At 28.0% G+C, this 17,567-nt stretch carries 16 protein-coding genes; 1 reads left to right on the forward strand and 15 read right to left on the reverse strand.

Features of this window, described 5'->3' with window-relative positions; all coding sequences use genetic code 11:
• Positions 1–447 precede the first annotated feature (447 nt).
• The 15 genes from ACWJKE_RS07810 to ACWJKE_RS07880 form a co-directional block, all read right to left on the reverse strand.
• Positions 448–2,607 carry a DUF262 domain-containing protein gene (locus ACWJKE_RS07810; protein ID WP_216304126.1) on the reverse strand — a complete coding sequence of 720 codons (2,160 nt, stop codon included), beginning with the start codon at positions 2,605–2,607 and terminating at the stop codon, positions 448–450.
• A 275-nt stretch (positions 2,608–2,882) separates the two neighbouring features.
• Positions 2,883–3,233: a hypothetical protein gene (locus ACWJKE_RS07815; protein WP_216304127.1), complete on the reverse strand. Its 351-nt coding sequence runs from the start codon at positions 3,231–3,233 to the stop codon at positions 2,883–2,885.
• 44 nt (positions 3,234–3,277) lie between these two features.
• Positions 3,278–3,715 (reverse strand): hypothetical protein, encoded by a 438-nt coding sequence (locus tag ACWJKE_RS07820; RefSeq protein ID WP_216304128.1) that lies wholly within the window; start codon positions 3,713–3,715, stop codon positions 3,278–3,280.
• Positions 3,712–3,984, reverse strand: a complete 273-nt coding sequence (locus tag ACWJKE_RS07825; RefSeq protein ID WP_216304129.1) for a hypothetical protein — start codon at positions 3,982–3,984, stop codon at positions 3,712–3,714. Before ACWJKE_RS07825 ends, ACWJKE_RS07820 begins: the two co-directional genes overlap by 4 nt.
• Before the next feature lie 521 nt (positions 3,985–4,505).
• Entirely contained in the window at positions 4,506–5,663 is a 1,158-nt protein-coding gene (locus ACWJKE_RS07830; RefSeq protein WP_216304130.1) for an aminotransferase class V-fold PLP-dependent enzyme, read from the reverse strand.
• Positions 5,664–5,697: 34 nt separating this feature from the next.
• Positions 5,698–9,288 (reverse strand): ligand-binding sensor domain-containing protein, encoded by a 3,591-nt coding sequence (locus ACWJKE_RS07835; RefSeq protein ID WP_216304131.1) that lies wholly within the window; start codon positions 9,286–9,288, stop codon positions 5,698–5,700.
• A 7-nt stretch (positions 9,289–9,295) separates the two neighbouring features.
• Positions 9,296–10,198 (reverse strand): DUF4007 family protein, encoded by a 903-nt coding sequence (locus ACWJKE_RS07840; protein WP_216304132.1) that lies wholly within the window; start codon positions 10,196–10,198, stop codon positions 9,296–9,298.
• Positions 10,199–10,200: 2 nt separating this feature from the next.
• Positions 10,201–11,922: a phosphoadenosine phosphosulfate reductase domain-containing protein gene (locus ACWJKE_RS07845; protein ID WP_216304133.1), complete on the reverse strand. Its 1,722-nt coding sequence runs from the start codon at positions 11,920–11,922 to the stop codon at positions 10,201–10,203.
• Between the two features lie 467 nt (positions 11,923–12,389).
• Complete coding sequence (locus ACWJKE_RS07850; protein WP_462959357.1) at positions 12,390–12,758, reverse strand: phospholipase D-like domain-containing protein; 369 nt, start codon at positions 12,756–12,758, stop codon at positions 12,390–12,392.
• A gap of 21 nt (positions 12,759–12,779) precedes the next feature.
• A complete protein-coding gene (locus tag ACWJKE_RS07855; protein WP_326492864.1) occupies positions 12,780–13,001 on the reverse strand; it encodes a phospholipase D-like domain-containing protein in 222 nt (73 codons plus the stop codon).
• Positions 12,991–13,368: an HIT family protein gene (locus ACWJKE_RS07860; protein ID WP_216302842.1), complete on the reverse strand. Its 378-nt coding sequence runs from the start codon at positions 13,366–13,368 to the stop codon at positions 12,991–12,993. Before ACWJKE_RS07860 ends, ACWJKE_RS07855 begins: the two co-directional genes overlap by 11 nt.
• A 393-nt stretch (positions 13,369–13,761) precedes the next feature.
• A complete protein-coding gene (locus ACWJKE_RS07865; protein WP_216302843.1) occupies positions 13,762–14,640 on the reverse strand; it encodes a MerR family transcriptional regulator in 879 nt (292 codons plus the stop codon).
• Between the two features lie 226 nt (positions 14,641–14,866).
• Positions 14,867–15,097 carry a PspC domain-containing protein gene (locus ACWJKE_RS07870; protein WP_216302844.1) on the reverse strand — a complete coding sequence of 77 codons (231 nt, stop codon included), beginning with the start codon at positions 15,095–15,097 and terminating at the stop codon, positions 14,867–14,869.
• Between the two features lie 359 nt (positions 15,098–15,456).
• Entirely contained in the window at positions 15,457–16,254 is a 798-nt protein-coding gene (locus ACWJKE_RS07875) for a nitroreductase family protein (RefSeq protein ID WP_216302845.1), read from the reverse strand.
• A gap of 184 nt (positions 16,255–16,438) precedes the next feature.
• A complete protein-coding gene (locus tag ACWJKE_RS07880; RefSeq protein WP_216302846.1) occupies positions 16,439–16,765 on the reverse strand; it encodes a hypothetical protein in 327 nt (108 codons plus the stop codon).
• A 204-nt stretch (positions 16,766–16,969) separates the two neighbouring features.
• Between ACWJKE_RS07880 and ACWJKE_RS07885 the strand changes: the two genes are divergently transcribed.
• On the forward strand, positions 16,970–17,545 hold the full coding sequence (locus ACWJKE_RS07885; protein WP_216302847.1) for a C40 family peptidase: 576 nt from the start codon (positions 16,970–16,972) through the stop codon (positions 17,543–17,545).
• Positions 17,546–17,567 lie beyond the last annotated feature (22 nt).

Genomic DNA, 17,567 nt, shown 5'->3' on the forward strand with positions numbered 1-17,567 from the left:
AGGTTACACAATAAATCGCAAAACATTATAAAATAAGAAGGGATACCTTAGGAATACCCACCAATAAAATTTATATATTCACACGATTTAATTAAATAAAAACATCTTAAACTTTGAAAATATATTTATATTAAAGAAAACAACAGAATATTAGAGGACATTTTTAATATTATCCAACATTTACGAAGTCAACTTTATTTTTAATTGTTTAAATCAAAAGTAGCTAAGAACCAATTGTTATCTTAAATCACCAATTACGCCTACTCCAATTATCATTTGGCAATTGTTTAATTAATTATGGATAGATTTATTGTTGAGTTTTTGAATATAGTATGCTTAACTATTTTTATGCAGATTTGTTTTTTAAAGAATTCATATTTAAGTGTTAATATTTCATACAAATAACTAACCGTCATATACTTAAACATTTCTTTTATTTAGAGTAAACTAATCTCTTATTGATAATAAATCATCTAATTCTTTGACCATACCATCCTTTAACATTATAAACCTTTTTTCTAATATTTTTTTATAACAGTCACTTTCATTTTGTTGACAGCCTTCAAACATCTGTTTATATTCACTAGATATAAAGTGATTTACAAAAACAGAATTATTATTATTCTTTTCAAAAATATCTTCTAAGTACTTAATTGGATTTAGATCACTAATTTTATTATTTGTTTTTGATAATATATATGTTCTATTAAGTGGACTATTTAAAATATGATTCTTTTTATCCCTTAATTGTTTAGATGATTCACCAATTTTTACACAATTTTTTAATGGGATAATGTGATGATCTTGCACCTCTATTTTTATTGTTTCATTGCCAATTAATATTTCTTTTCCTCTAGCTATTTCCCATGGATTTAAAGATATATCATATAATAAATCTTTAGGCTGCCCACTTAAAATATACTGTAAAATAGTTTTATGAACAACATTTGTAACTGTTTCATTATCATCATCGCCTAATAATATCTGCATATCACAAAAGCCCTCAACATTTAACATCTTATCTTTCAATTTCTCATAATTTCCATTTTCACCTTTTACTATCCATTTATATAGATTTTGAGTATCTTTTATACATTTTTCATTTTGATTATTTATATACTCTCCACCAATTATCGAAGCCCAATACCAAAACTCTAACTTTGCCAATTTTTCATTACTATTCCACACATTATCATCTAATAATAAGTAAGCAATAGGTAGCAACATTAACGTATAATGTAAATCTGTAATCTTAACTATACCACAACGCATTTGCAAAAATGAACAAGCCCTTATTATTCCATTTATAACTGTGTTTGTCCTTCCATTTATATCCTCATGTTTAATATTTAAAATCTTCTCTCTTTTCATTAAATCAATTTTAATATCATCAATATCCCCATATCTTGTATAACTTAAAATCGATAAAAGGTTTAAATATTGTTTCTTAATAATTGTATTTATCTCTTTCTCTTTTATTGTTTCCATATTAGATGATTTTATATTTTGAGGTTTATTACCCTTCACCAATGAAGTAAGAGCATGAGATATATCATAATCAGATTCTAATAAATTTGTAATTCTCTTACTTAAAGATTCACAATTTTTATCTCTTGCTGCTCTAGCAACTACAAGATCAAAATTGTCTAGAGGGGTACCACCTTTATTTATCCTTTCAAAAATCACTACTGCTCTGCAAATTTCATCTGATTGCAATCTAATTATATCTACTTTTTGTTTTAAAATATTTTCCAAAAACGTTTGTACTTGAACTTTCCAGATAGCCGCTAACTTTGACCATGTGTCTAATATCGCTGTTTCATTATTGTTTTCAATAAATATTTCGATATCTGGTTCTACATCTCCTAAAATTTCAATGATTTTATTTGTGTCATCTTTATAATCATTTATAAGCTCATCTTTTCTTTCATTTGCTATTTTATCTATTACATATTCATAAAAAGCCTTTTCATCATTTAATCTAAATAAACTATATAATGGTATCCAGCCTTCTTTTGTTGCATCTTTAGCTTTCGCATTTAATATACTATTGTGCTTTTCAATTTTATTACCTGAGATATCAAGTGCCTCAAAGTCAGGATTATACCACTTTTTAGAAAGGGTAACCCCTATATTTTCAAAAACCAGCCTATTCTCTATATTACTCGGCTCTTCTTTTATTAAACTTTTAGGATTGAATTTTAAATCTTTCCATCCAAAAATGTCAATTTCATCTTGCTTCGGTGTTATTCTTAAAAACCATCTAACTTTTAATATTTTATATACTTCTCTCGCAGTATCTTTCCAATCACTCTTTGAAAAAAAGTCACTCAATACTCCCTTTAGTGATGTTAATCGCTGTTGACCATCAAGTAAATACATGCACTCTTCTTTTGGATTAGATTCACCATTAGGAAACCCAAGTTCTTTTGTTGCGAAGTCATCATTTTTACCGTCTAAAATTAAAAAACTTCCAATTGGTAATGACAATATAAGTGATGCTATAAGTTCTTTCTGTTGGCCTTTATTCCATACTAAATCTCTTTGGAAGTCTGGTAATACCAATTTTTTTTCCTCTACTAATTTAAACAATTCTATTAATTCCATGTTTATTCTCCTAAATGATCAAATTTATATAACAAATTGCATCTATTATTGCTTATTATTATGTTATTTTATTTTAAATTAACATTTTTATCTTATTTTTACATCAGCGTAAAAATAATCGTTTCAGGAACATGTTCGAAGAATGCAGGCACTTTACAGAGTTTGGAAGTAAGCGTATAATCGCTGTTGCTACAGATAATTATCAAATTCATGGATTTTACCTGAAGTAATTACAATAATCTTTAATTCAATTAAAATATAAATTCCCTTTTATCTCAATTATCATAAACATCTAATATTTTTGTAAATTCATTAACTAATTCACTATCAATATTTTCTAATGTTAATGTTTCAACGTCTCCGTTGTAATTATCTTCTTCATTCATCTCTTGTTTGATTGTTTTCCCTCTTTCTTCTTTATAGCAATAAATCTCAGGCATTTCACTGTCTACTTCACAATAGCATAGAATGCTATTGCAATAACGTACAATTCTTTCCGAACTGAATGCTGTCTGAACATATAATCCATTTGATAGTTTCTTTGGCTGTTCTAGTATAGTAGAATCTAAACTGAATATACATCCATTTTTAAATCTAAATTGTGACTCATTAACAATTTTAGACATACTATATGAATTCAACGAAATCATGCATTCACAAACCGCAACAATTATTTCAGACCAATTATCAACACTAGATTCTCTATTAAATATGCAACTTTACAAGGTTTATTTAATGAATTATTAATGTTTCTTAATTCATCGCAATTATAACGAACTAAAGATAAATTGTCGGTTTTATCTTTTGATTTATTTTGAATTGAACTCTCATTTTTTTTATTTATATTATATTTTTTATAAAACCATTGCAAAAATGGTTGGCGAGATCGATCATATAATTCTGAGCATAAAAAATACTCACTTTCGTCTATAATATAAATCTGTGTGTAATATTTACATACTCCATTTACTCTATGTTGGTCAGCTTCAGTCAAGTACTTGTTGTACTTTTTAATTAATTGATGGTTAACTAGTAATACTTCCTTACACCATTCCTTATTTTGAAAGTTGCTAATATCTATTTTTGAGAGTTTGTTCTCATTAGTCATTTTTTTATAATATAGCGTACTAAGATTCCTATTTTTAAATTATTCATTTGATCAAGACCTAACTCGGTAAATTGTTCTAGCTCATTAGAAGTTTCCTTAGTACGCTCTATTTCACTTTTTGAGCCTTCCATATTAATGTTACAAAAATTACTATCTAACAATATTTTATTTTTGTTTTTAAGTTTTTCATAAGTTTCTAACATTTGTTCCACAATTTCAATTTTATCAAATAAAGCATTAGCATAAAATCTCTTTTCTAATAAATCCATATCCTCAGGTATATCTCTGTTTTGATTGTATAGCCTTTCAAGTAGATACCTTGTTTTTCTATAGCTGATTGTAAATCTGTATCAATAGCTTTTATAATACTCATGAATTCACCTGATTATTTATATCCACAACTCTAATATCTAAAAATGTTCTTTGTAGGGCTGTTTATCAATCCAATTTAAAATTTTAAAAGGCTCTGTTAGATATTCATCTTTAATTTCATTTCCTCATTTTTCACATTATTGTTAATATCCACATCTAGATTTATTTTATTTTTCTCATAATTCATAGCTAACTCATCATTAGTACTAGCTTAAATTAAGCCAGTGCTAGGAGTAACTCTCTATATAATTACAAAATTATGTATATTTATGATTTACTTGTTCCGTTACATTTAAGTTACCAACATAATAATAATTTAGGAACAATAGCTTAAATTCTTTTACTTAACTAACTAGTTATAATTATTATTTTTTTTAACATTTTTTAACCTTCATAATTTTATTTTATTACATGACCCTTAAATGATTTCTTTCAAACTTTTCACAAGATAATGAATATCATCAATATCATTAAAATACCCCAAGCTAATTCTTACATTACCACCTATATTCTCTTCATTTGTAAAGTTATGGATTAAAGGAGCACAGTGGTATCCTGTTCTGACAGCAATATTAAAATCCTGATCAAGAATCTGACCTAGTTCATTGGGTTTATAATTTTCTATAGTAAATGAGACAATTCCAACATGATTATTAAGATTTCCTGGTAAATACATTTTCACTTCATCAATACCTTTTAAACCCTCTATTAATGCCTTAGTCAGTTTATCTTCTTTTTCCCTAATATTATCTATTCCAATATCATTAATCCACTCTAGCGCTGAATGCAATCCTGCAATTGATAATATATTAGGACTAGCAGCTTCATACTTTCCTGGATATACATCTGGCATTTTCAAATTCAAAGAATCTGAACCTGTTCCACCAATAATGACCTCTGAAAGTTCCACTCTACTGTTATCTATAAATCCGCCTATTCCAAATGGACCATATAGTGTTTTATGCCCTGCAAAAACAAAATAATCAGCCTTTATTTCCCTAACATCAATGGGTATTAATCCCATTGACTGTGAGCAGTCTAAAATGATTATAGAACCATATTTCTCTGAAGCCTCAATTATTTCCTGAACCGGCAAAATAAAACCAGTGACATTGCTTATATGAGACATAAAAATAAAATCAGGGAAATTTCTCGAAAACATTAAATTAAGTTCTGCTATGTCTACCTCGAAGGTTACTGAATCAAATGGCATTATTTCAATTTTAATATTAAATTTTTCTTTTATATATTCTAATGGACGCATTACAGCATTATGTTCAAAAGGAGTTACATAAACCGTTTTACTTTCATTCCATTCTAATCCACTTATTATTTGATTTAATGCAATAGTAGCAGAAGGTGTAAAAATAACCTTTTCTACTCGGTCATAATTAACTAGAGAAGCTAATTTATTTCTTGTTTCAACAATAAGATTACTCGCTTCTCTAGCTAGTTTATAAGAACTTCTTCCTGCATTAACTCCAAATCCCCTATAGAACATATCCATATGTTCATACACTTTATTTGGTTTTGGAAAAGTAGTCGCCGCATTATCAAGATAAATTGTTTTTTCCATATTATCACTTCTTTCAGCATGCAAGGAGTAACCCCTACATGTATTTTTCTAAAAGTTTCATCAATATATTTCTCTTTTCATTTACATCAATTGACTCTGCATAGTCATCAAACGCTTCTTCTATATTATTATACAAGGTTCTCCCCGTTATTGATATCTCAGTACTATCAAAGGTTTTGACCATTTTCTTGTCACTCACAAAAAAACTAACATCATAAGAATGTACACTCTTTATTTTCACTTCTTTTTTATAATTTGTAACAGTATCTTTAATTTGCTGTATATTATTCAAATAGTTTTTCACAGTATGATCCTGCCAATCTTCAATACTTAAACCTGTAACAATTTTAGCTAATTTATCCAATATAAAATCATCATTTCGGTTTGATATTGACGTGATTAGACCCAATACATTATTTGCATTAGTATCATATAAATGTTCGATGTTAGCTTTATCTAATTCTTTGTACCAGTTTTCTAGAGTTGTTCTAAATTCACCTTTATAACCTTTTTCAAACACTTCTTTTGTTTCACATTTTAGATAGTTTTTAGTATTCATAATAAAATTATCAAGTTCCTTCTTAATAACAACTATTCTGTTAAAGCACTTTTGTAAATCATTCATTTTAAAAATCTTATTTTGTAATTTATTTAATATTAACTCCCTTGGGTTAATGTCAAATTTTAGCAATTCTTTCCTAAGACCAATAATATCGACATCAATATTTTCATCATTACTATAAGGTGCTATTTTACATTCCTTAGAATATTTAGGCAAGCTATATACCCAATTTTGCATTGCTTCAAGTATTGAAGTGTATCTGTTATACCCTACATTTTTCTTTGATTTATATTCGCTAAATAAGTTATCAAGATTAGCTATATAGTCTTCATTCTCCTTAGAACCTTCTTCCAATAAAATAAAATATTTGTCTGGATTATCATTAATTCTATTTAAGGTTTCTATCGATAGTGGAACTTCTTTTTCTCCAAAAAAAATTACTATTTTGTCCAAATAATCCTTCATTTTCAGTGCAACATAGATTGGAATTAAACCAGTTCTTAACCCATACTTATACCCTGGATCATAAAACATGTTATATAATTCAGAAAAACTTCTTTTCTTTTCTTCACTGCTTAATATGAAATTTTTAATCATCACCAAAATTTCATTTAATTTTTCATCATTACTTTCTTCTCCATCAAATAAACCTTTTCTCTTTATTGCAACTCTAAAGATTGTAGTTTCTGGTCCATTTCCTTCTGTAATAAAGTCATACCCTTTTTCCATTTCATCAAAAATATATTGTATGATTTTATTTCTAGCCTTTAATATAGGGCTATTAATTTTGTTTTTGTTAATAAGTTCATTATTAATAACTGGTGTCTTACTAAATACTTCAAAACAAATTTCAGAAATTTTTCTATTTATTTGATACCTTTTTTTTATATCTAAGCTTTCGCCATGATAATCATAATATCCAGAAAGTCCATTTTCAACATCATAATTAACATATATATAGTTTTCAATCTCTTCTATTATATCGTCCTCGAATATCTCCAACTCTTGTATCGCTAGTTCATTTTCATTAAATTCCACATCGTTTTTCAGAGATTTAATTGATAATAGCTCTCTGATTTTTTCATCTTTTGAAAAATTACTATTGAGAATACATAATAAAATTCTACTATCATTTAGCTCTATTAGTTTTTCTAAGGCTATTTTTTTTTCTTCTTTAGAGTAGTGAATTAAATAAAGAATTATCCCATCAGATTTACTTTCAAATGTTAAATCCTTTATTGTTCTAATATTTAAAAATTCATTTACTGTAATGAAATCTTTCTTAAAATATCTTACCATTTCTTTCTCGTCATTATATTTCTTTGGTAATTCATATCCTAAATTAACTATGCCCTCTAGTACCTCTTTTACATTTATTCTACTTGAATTAAGATTTTTTCTATCAGTAATTTTCTTGATTACATTTAGCTCGCTACCAGGTAAAAATCTGTAATTTCCGTTACTATTTTTCTTTAAAATTATCTGTTTTTTAACAAGCTGTATTATAGCTACTTCAAATTTTTCATTAGTTAATCCTAATGATGCTCTTATATATACGTCAGTTGGAGAAAGTCGTTCAAATTCCTTTACTATACCAATTACAGCTATACTTTTAATTATTTTCCGTTGAATTTCATCGTTAATTTTTAATAATGCACTGTTAGCCTTTGACCAAACTATATGAACACTCTCATTAAAGACTTCTTTTTTAAATAATGTTTCAAAATAATCATATATTAAATCTACCGTTAGAAAATCAGCAGTCCCATTATTTGAGTTTATGAAATTAACTAAACTTCCTTTTTCATCTTTAGCTAAAAAAGTAAATAAAGTTCTTTCATTCTGTGCAACTTTTTCACTTACTCTAGGGAGTACATAACTACTAATTGGATTCAAAGGAAAACATCCATTGCCAATCAAGCTAGAATAATTATCTATATCACCAAATATTGCTGTACTTTCACATTCATTTAGAACCGCGGTGATTTTATCATTGTTAGTAGCTTTAAATTCTTCAAACTTTGTTGGATCTTTAATTATTGCATTAGCAATTAACTCATAATTTTGCTGAGATGACGAAGTGAAATATATCTCTTTGAATCTACCCTCTACCCCTCGCCAAGCATTTATTCTTTCTTTACTTAAATTTGATATATAATCATTTACACTTTTATGCGTAATACATGATAGATGTATTTGGTTTTTACCACTTCTATTAGCTAATTCAGCAAAATCCTGAATTAGTTTAATATCCCTCGTAGAATTTCTTGTAACACTAGCTTCAAGAAATTTACTAAATTCATCAAAAACAACAAATATGCCCTTAAAATTCTTTGATTCACATAACTTTGAATTTATTTCTTCATATAAGTTAATTACATTTGAATTAATTAATGGATTAAATTCTGTACCTGAGGTAATTCCAGGGTGTATTCCCTTGAATATTTCATAAGCTTCGTCATCATAATTTTTAATTTTATCATTGAATTCTTTTATGCTTAATCCACTTTTTTTGAGCTTTTCTTTAAATATCTTATATGTTTCGCAATATTCTTTTTCCCATATTTTAATTGTCTCAAGTATTGATTCAAAATAAGTCTTAGGTCGTAATTGATTCAGACCTTCACGCTCTAGTGCATCTTTAATACCAACTAAAAATGCTTGGTTTAAATCATAATAATTACTATTTATTATAACTGGAAGTAATTTTTTATTTTGATCTCTTAATTCAAAAATCATTTCTTTTACTTCATTATCTATATTTCCAATTTTATTGTTTAAAAATTCTATAGTTTTCTGTTCCTCTCCATTATTTCCCATTGAAATAATAGCTAAAAGAATTAATAGCAAATGTGATTTCCCTTTTCCATAAGGGCCCACTAATATGGACGCTCTATCTTTACTATCATAGTAAATGCTAGTTAAATATCTCCTTAAAATCTCGACTGATGCACTTGTAGGGATATACCCAGTTAACTTCGAATATTTGTTTAAATCATATTGAAGGTTAATAGAGTATTGAAATCCCTCGTCTGCATTTATAAAGTCTTTATATAACATCATCTGTCCCTCATTCCATTAATTGTTCATAATACTCTTTTATTATGTCTTGTTTAGACCATTTTTTTGGATATACTTGATTTAATCCAGCAGTTCTATTTATAGTAATATAATCTGTATTTTTCAACAAATCTAAATATTCATTTAACAAATTTCTATCCAAATTCAAAACTTTGCCTGCATTACATTTATCAGTTAGAATTCTTTCTATACTAATGCTTTCTGCACCCTTTAAGTTATCTAAAATTATATAAAGTATTACTAATTTATCTAATTTATCCATTGAAGGCTTTATTTTTTGAATAACTTCTTTCCCTTGACTTAAAACGGTTCTTGATAATAATCCCAGTTCATTTAATGGGCAAGAAATATTGTCTTCTGGGTTCTTATTTCTTTTTTTATTATCAACATAAGTTGTTATTATACAGTCACAGTCACTAAAGAGTGAGCTTTCAGAAAACATTATATTATTTGTAAATCTGTTTAACGCATAAATCATTTCATTTTTTAATTCTTCTTTTGTAAACTCATTTGAATTAATTTCATTGAAAAACAAGTACCAAGAAGTACAATTTGAACTATTTGTAACTACCTTATAATGAACAATCCATAAAGAAAATATGTCCTCAAAATAGGGATCTTTTTCGAAAATAATTTGACCAAGATCTTTTGTAAGATGCTGCTCTCTTTTATTACCTTGAACTTTTACTTCTTCTGTAAGCCCACAAGCTTGTACCCAATATCTAAGAGCTTTAACCATACTAACTCCTATACCTAAAATATCTGTTGCGTCCTCGTTTATAAAGACTCTGCAATCATTATTAACATTCTTTGTTCCCTTTCTTAACCATCCTTCTCTAATATAGAAGCTCTCATGCGCTTTTAATCTAATTTTAACTACACCATCTTCCAATTTTACTCTCCCCTTTTTATCGCCAACACTTTTCTCATATAACAACCACCATCAAAATGATTAATACATTCACCACACCGAACACACTTAATATCATCAATAGTGTATGATAAGCCACCATTTGGGCTTCCATTAGATTTTTTAATTGTTATAGCATTATGCTTACACACACTTTCACACCCTAGACAACCAATGCACATCTGGTATTTTGTGATTTGACATTCAATTTTTAATTTTGCATTCCTAATATTTTTAGTTTTAAGTAATGGCAGTTTTAGTATTGAAACCTTCAAAATATTACTTCCTTTTCGTCCTTGCAATCTTATTATTGGATTGTTTTCATTATCTAAAACAAAAACTTCCCCCAGCCTCTCATTACCCATTTCTTTTGAAATTTTACCAAAAGGTTTAAATAACTCATATAATTCTTCGGAAATACTTCGTTTTAATTCATAATTAAAAGAATTATCCTCTATAGCGCAAGGTTTAAATGCGATAAATGCATTTTTACTGAAATCTACGCCATTTCCTCCTTGCCTTGCTTTCCAACTTCCTTCATCTATATAAACTTCTGCATCAGGCTTTCCAATTTTCTTAGCAAATCCAACTAGAAAGTTTCTCCATTCTTCATATTGCTCAGGCATATATATGCTCGATAGATATTGAGCCCAATTGCTATTGTTAGGGCAACACCAACACCCAACTCTAGCATACCCTAATCTGTAAGCATCATTAAAATCAACACCTGTTGCTAATATGTAGAGCCAAACATCAAAATCATACCAATCTATAATTGGGGACATAACTTTCTGTTTAGTAATTTTAGGGCTATTTGATTCTCTATCATATTTACTCCTACTATTAGATTCACTTCTCCTAATTCCATGAAAAGTAATAATTTTTTTCTTATCTCTAAATGTAGCACTCATCTTTCTAGTGATTGGCCCTGTTTTAAAAATAGTGCAGCACCATCTCATTACCCTACTTGGCGGGCCAAGTGTATCACATAAATTATAGAAATCCTTCTCTTTATTTTTAGCAGTAAGCATTGGAGTATATCCATTATTTTTTCTGAATCTTTTTAAATACTCATACGTAAGAGGAAATTCTAATGTTGTATCACCGAAAATATGAATTATCTTAGGTTCACTTAATGCCTTAACTACTAAATCCTGGGTAACTGTTGAGTCTTTCCCACCACTAAAAGATATAAAAAGTTCGTCTAATTCGTAACCAGCAGACACTTTATTAATAAACTCAGTAGCTTCTGATACATTTAAATTAAATCTTCTTCTATTTGCTCTAATAAATTTTTCTATGTTATTGTTAAAATAATCATAGTTATTTTGATTTTTGTATTTATTTAATTGTTCAATTACAATTTTAGAGTCTTTTTTTGTTAATTCAGTTATTGTTAACTTCAACCTCTCACCATCAACAATATATCTATTCCCAGTGCTATTCCAAACTGAGGAATTTATATATTTTAAAGGTTCTCCTATTAAAATCTCTAAAAGAAGTCTTTCTTCTGGAAAAACCGGTCTTAAATCCGTAGTTAATACTTCTGCATTTTCTCCACACTCATCACATTTTTCATCAAAAATTGGCACATTACAATGATTGCACCAATAAATTTTTGACTCAGCATTAGTCCTTCCATGACAAATTGGACATTCGCTTGTTTCACAATCTATATTACAACTTTTGCAAACATACTTAATCATATATAAATCTCCTTATTACGTACAGTTAAAAAACAAATATTTTATTTACAAATTGATTATCTCAAGCTGCCTTTTAAACAGCAATTTATATTTTCAAAGTATAAATTTAGTTTCTGCGTTAGAATTACAAATCACTTATAAAAAAATCAGCTAACTCCCATTTTTCTCCTTAAAAACATTGTCATTCATCATACTTTTCTAATCTTTATTTTTTGTAGAACATATGATCATTATATCAAAGTATAGTAGACATATAAAGCATAACATTTTTGGGATTAAGTATATATTAGTATATTCTAATCTTCTAAATCTAATTTATTGCACATAAAAGGTTGACTTAACCCATTGAAAAATATAGACTACTTAGCATTTGAATATGATAACTTCTACCAGAAGGAATTATATGTATTTTTCTATAATTACAATACTCATAAAATTTAGGAATATTTCATCATATAAATACATTCCTAAAAGCAATTAAAATAAAATGATGAATAACGCCGCATCTCATCATCACCATCATCAATAATTATAGAATGATTTAAAAATAAATCTTCAAAAATATTTTTAAAGTGTGTAAAATCTTCTAGGTTTTTATTCTTATTTAATCTATAATTCCATTCAATGCCACTAGTTAATGCAGAACTTGACATATTGGAAGATCCTATAAAAACATCTCCATCCTCTTCATATTCAAATATGTATGATTTAGGTTGAAATGATTTGTTAGCAATATTATAAAACCTTAAATCTACTTTATCACCTAGAGCATCCTTTACTAAATATAAATCTTGAGGCTGAGTGATATTAAGATAATTTCCTGTTAAAATTCTAATTCTAACTCCTCTATCTGCTACCTATTTTAAATCGTTAATAAGCAATTTAACACCTGATTCCATTAAAAATCCTACTATAATATCTATGCTCTTTGCCCTTTTTAATGAAGCTTGTAATTTAGGGAGCAAATAATCATTGTCTCCCGTAGAACAGTTTGAATCATAATCTTGAGTTGCCTCTTTAAACGCAATAGAATCACTGGTAATTATACCTTTATTAATTACATCTACTTCAACCATCATACTCAACCAAAGCCTCTTTCAAATTCCTTACTCCACCCCTTGGATTAGCTACATCACCTATATACCTAGGAATCAAGTGAACATGTAAATGGTTTATGGTTTGTCCAGCATAAGTCCCTACATTTATACCTATATTATATCCAGCTGGTTCATATTGAATATCAAACATTTCTTTTACCTCGTGCATTAATTTATATATTGATTTAACCTCTTCCTCCGTTGCCTCAAAGAAGTTAGCAAAGTGCCTCTTTGGTATTATTAAACAATGACCATTATTTACTGGGAAATGATCTAGTATAGCAAAGGCCAATTTATTCTCTACTATTATTTCTGATTCATCGTAGTCGCAAAATATACATTCTGACATTAGTATCGCCGCCTTTATTTTGTATTAAGGTATGAATCCATACTGCTTTTTTCATTGTTAAAATCTATTATTAAATTTAGTTAAATCTAACTAAATTATAAACTAAGACTTAACTCCATAGAATCAATGGTTTCAGCATGTTATTAGATAATGCAGTTAAGTGTTGAATTAAATTCTTGTTAAATTAACAAGATTCTAATTAAATCATATCAATACAATACCTCTAAAATTATCCGTTGGTCAAGCATATCTAAACTATTTATATATATCTGAAAACTCAACTTTTATTCTGAGTGCAAAATCGTTTATACTATTATCATAACTATAACAAATAAAAATAAAGGCAAGGATTATCCCTGCCTTATCATAATATAATCTTAAGAAAATGGGTACCTAATTTTCAGTGCTAGCTGAAGCACGTAAAATTTTATTGAACTTCTCAAATCTAGTGCTTAAAATACATAAATATATTTCAATCTCATTGAAAATAGGAGCTATATTATCCATCATAAACCGCTGAAATTTTAAATCTTTTTGATATTGAGGCGTTTTTTCGTATTCTACAATTTTTGCTTTGACCTCATTTTTTACTTCCTCACTGACTTCCACATCTCGCTTTAATATTTTGTTTGTTACACTTTTCGATTTTTCATTTAATTCCATCAGATCTTTGTCGCTATACTTTCCAAACATTTCATCAATTAGTTCTTTTATATTTTCTGCATATTGAACCTCTTCCTTAGCATCTAATAAATTTATAAGGTTCATCCAAGCCTTCTCTTTTTCTTTAGTATCTAGCGGTTCGTCCAAAAACTGTCCGTAATGAATCGCAAACATTTTCCCCATATTACCTGGTAGTATCCTATGAAGTTCCTTTTGCATATATCCAGCAATATTTTTAGATTTGGCTTCTAAACATTGAATTGACACCCTTAAATTATCAATATTTGAATCTATTCCTTGTTCAATCAAATTTTCTAACACTCCTTTACTGCTATCGAGCAGTTTAATTTTTTCATTGATGATGTCTAACTGTTTTTTTATAACTTGTGCAACATCCTGTTTTTCTAATAATATAAGTTGAATATCCTTAATAGAGAAATCCAATTTTCTTAAAGCATTAATAGTAATTAGTCTATTAATATCATCCATAGTATAAATTCTATAATTGCTTTCTTCCTCTTTTTGGGGTCTAATAAGTCCCACCTCTTCATAATAATAAATTGCCTTTTTAGTTACTCCCGTTTCTTTCATCACTTCATTAATTTTCATTATCATCGCCTCCTAAAATTGAGTTTAAACTATCCTCTAGGGGAACTGTCAATAGTCAATTGACAAAAAAATAGTGGATAAGCACTAAATGCCTATCCATTATACTCAATTAAAGCTTCTTTTAAATTCCTTACCCCACCCCTTGGATCAGTCACATCACCTATATATCTGGAAAACAAGTGTACATGTAGATAGTTTATAGTTTGTCCAGCATAAGTTCCTACATTTATAATTCTTTAAATTGAATTGTATCGTCATCATCATAATGAGTATTATGATTAACTGGCAAAACAACACAACATATTATATAAAATAATATACCTATACCATATATTAGCGTTAAAAGTACCCATGCTAATCTGATAACTGTAGCATCTATATCAAAATACTCAGCAATACCACCGCAAACGCCGTCTATTTGTTTATCTGTGGTAGACTTATATAATTTTTTTTGCATAATTATTCCTCCAATTTTTAATTTTTAGAAGGTCCCTACATTAACTTTTTTTATAATTTTAACTATATAAATAATTTAATTATCACTACTATCAAAAATATCACCCATACTATAATATGTACCAATTATATCATAAATGTTTGTTATATAATTTTCAAAACTATAAAAACCACCAAAAATGATTTCTAAAGAGAATGTTTAAGCACACAGTACAATATATATAAGCCCTAATCAATGAAATTTATATTGTCCACTGATTAGGACTTTAACTTAAATTACTTTATTAACAGTTGAAAATTTAGAGTAAATGCTAATGAGCCCCTAAAATTGTATGTAACATACTTAATCTCCCTATAATATTATATATAAGTAACCTCTAATGAATTTCTATCAACTAATTTCTTATAGCTATACTTAGGATATCCGACCATAACGGCAGCTGTTATCGTCTTTCCTTCTGGAATATTAAATAATTTAAGCATTGGTGAACCCTTAATGGATGCACAATACTCAAAAAATCCAGCCCAACAAGTTCCAAGTCCTAGTGAAGGAGCAAATAATTCTAGATAAGTCAGACAAGAAATAGAATTAGCCCTCCCGTTTGAAAAGCCTTTGTCTGCAGTGGTTATAATTAAGTTTGGAGCACCTCGCAGAATTGAATCAATCCCGTCTTCCCTATAAGTACTGATTAATCCTTTTAATGCATCCTTTAGTGGAGATTTTTCTATCATTCGAATAGTAAGTTCAGCAGCTTTTTTAACTAATTGCTTGTCCTCAACTACAACAAATGATATACCTTGACTATTACTTCCAGTAGGTGCTAGCCTTGCAATATCAACTAATTTTGTTAATTTTTCTCTTGATACAGATTTATCTTGATAATTTCTTATAGAACGACGTGACCTTAGAAAATGCTCCGCCTGCTCTGCATTTAATTTAGCAAAATCTTTTGCATCAACTTGTTGTGCGAGTGGTGTTTTTTTATTATCTATAGCTTCCATCTGGCATATAGCAACACAATGTCCACAGGCAATGCAAGTGGTATTTGCTACTTCTTCTGGTCCCTTTTCTCCCATCTTTAGAACATATGCTGGACATTCCACAATGCATTGTTCGCATTTAATACATTTTTTTTCATTTACAGTTATAAAATCCATCTTGTTCATCCCCTTTTTAAAATTTCACATTTTATTATCTAAACCTTCATTCGACCCATTCTACCATATAATCTTTGCTAAATTAGGGTAATACATCACATTACATATTGAAAATGATGTAACCCTATCGATAAAAAAAATAATGGATAGACGCTAAATACCTATCCATTATACTTAATAGAAATTAGATTATTGACACATCATTTATATTATTTATATTATCAATTCTAATTATCCTTATTTTACGTTGATCTTTTTTTGCAAATTGATTTACCTTCATCCATTCACCATCCACATTTATAACTTCACAATCTATTAGTTCCCCTAAACTTCCACTCACTGTAAGCGTACATCTTTTACCTTCAAGTTCTTTTAGTATTTCAGACATTTTGACTTCCCCCTTCATTGAATTCTTCATTTTTTTAACATCTTCTTTTAGTTTTTTAACTTTATCACTTAATCCCATATTTGAAATAGCTAAAAAGAATGCTAACATTCCTATATATTCCATATATTATCCTCTCCCCAATATCTAAATGCTCTCAATCACATTCTTGATGAATATATTATAGTATAAATTTGTCTATTAATCAAAATTGGCTATTAGTAAGTATTGTAATAGTTCTTGATTTTTCTAAACATTTTAGAATATTTTTAGAAATGATATAGTAATTTAATATAAGGTTATATTAAACATTGTAGTGTGGGGGGCAATATGAGAAAATCTTTTAATAAAAGGAATCCAGTAAGACTTTGGTTAATAATGTTAATTGTTTTAGTAGTAACAATAGTATATATGATTTTTGTTATTTTTTCGAATTTTGAAACTCCATTAAACAAAGCTAAATATATTAAAAATGGACAACAATATGAATCATTAATAACTGGTAATGATTTAGTGTCATATTCAAATACGTTTTTAGGAATGAAATACTTATTTGGTGGTACAACTCCCGCAATATTAGATGCTACAGGTAAATATGTAAAAGGTGGATTTGATTGTTCTGGGTTTATTCAGTATGCTTATAAACATTTTGGTATAAATTTACCCAGAACAACTATGGACCAAATAAATAAAGGTGTTTCTATTAATATAAATAATCTTGAAAATGGGGATTTAGTCTTTTTTATGACAAACCCAGATCTTCCATCTCAAGTATCACATGTAGGAATTTATATCGGAAACTGCAAATTTATACATTCCCCTAAAACTGGTGATGTTATAAAAACATCTGAATTAACTGGATATTATAAAGAAAAATTTGTAATAGGTAAAAGGATAATAAAATAACCAGCTAACTTTAATATGCTCC

The organism is Clostridium sp. CM036 (assembly GCF_055081135.1).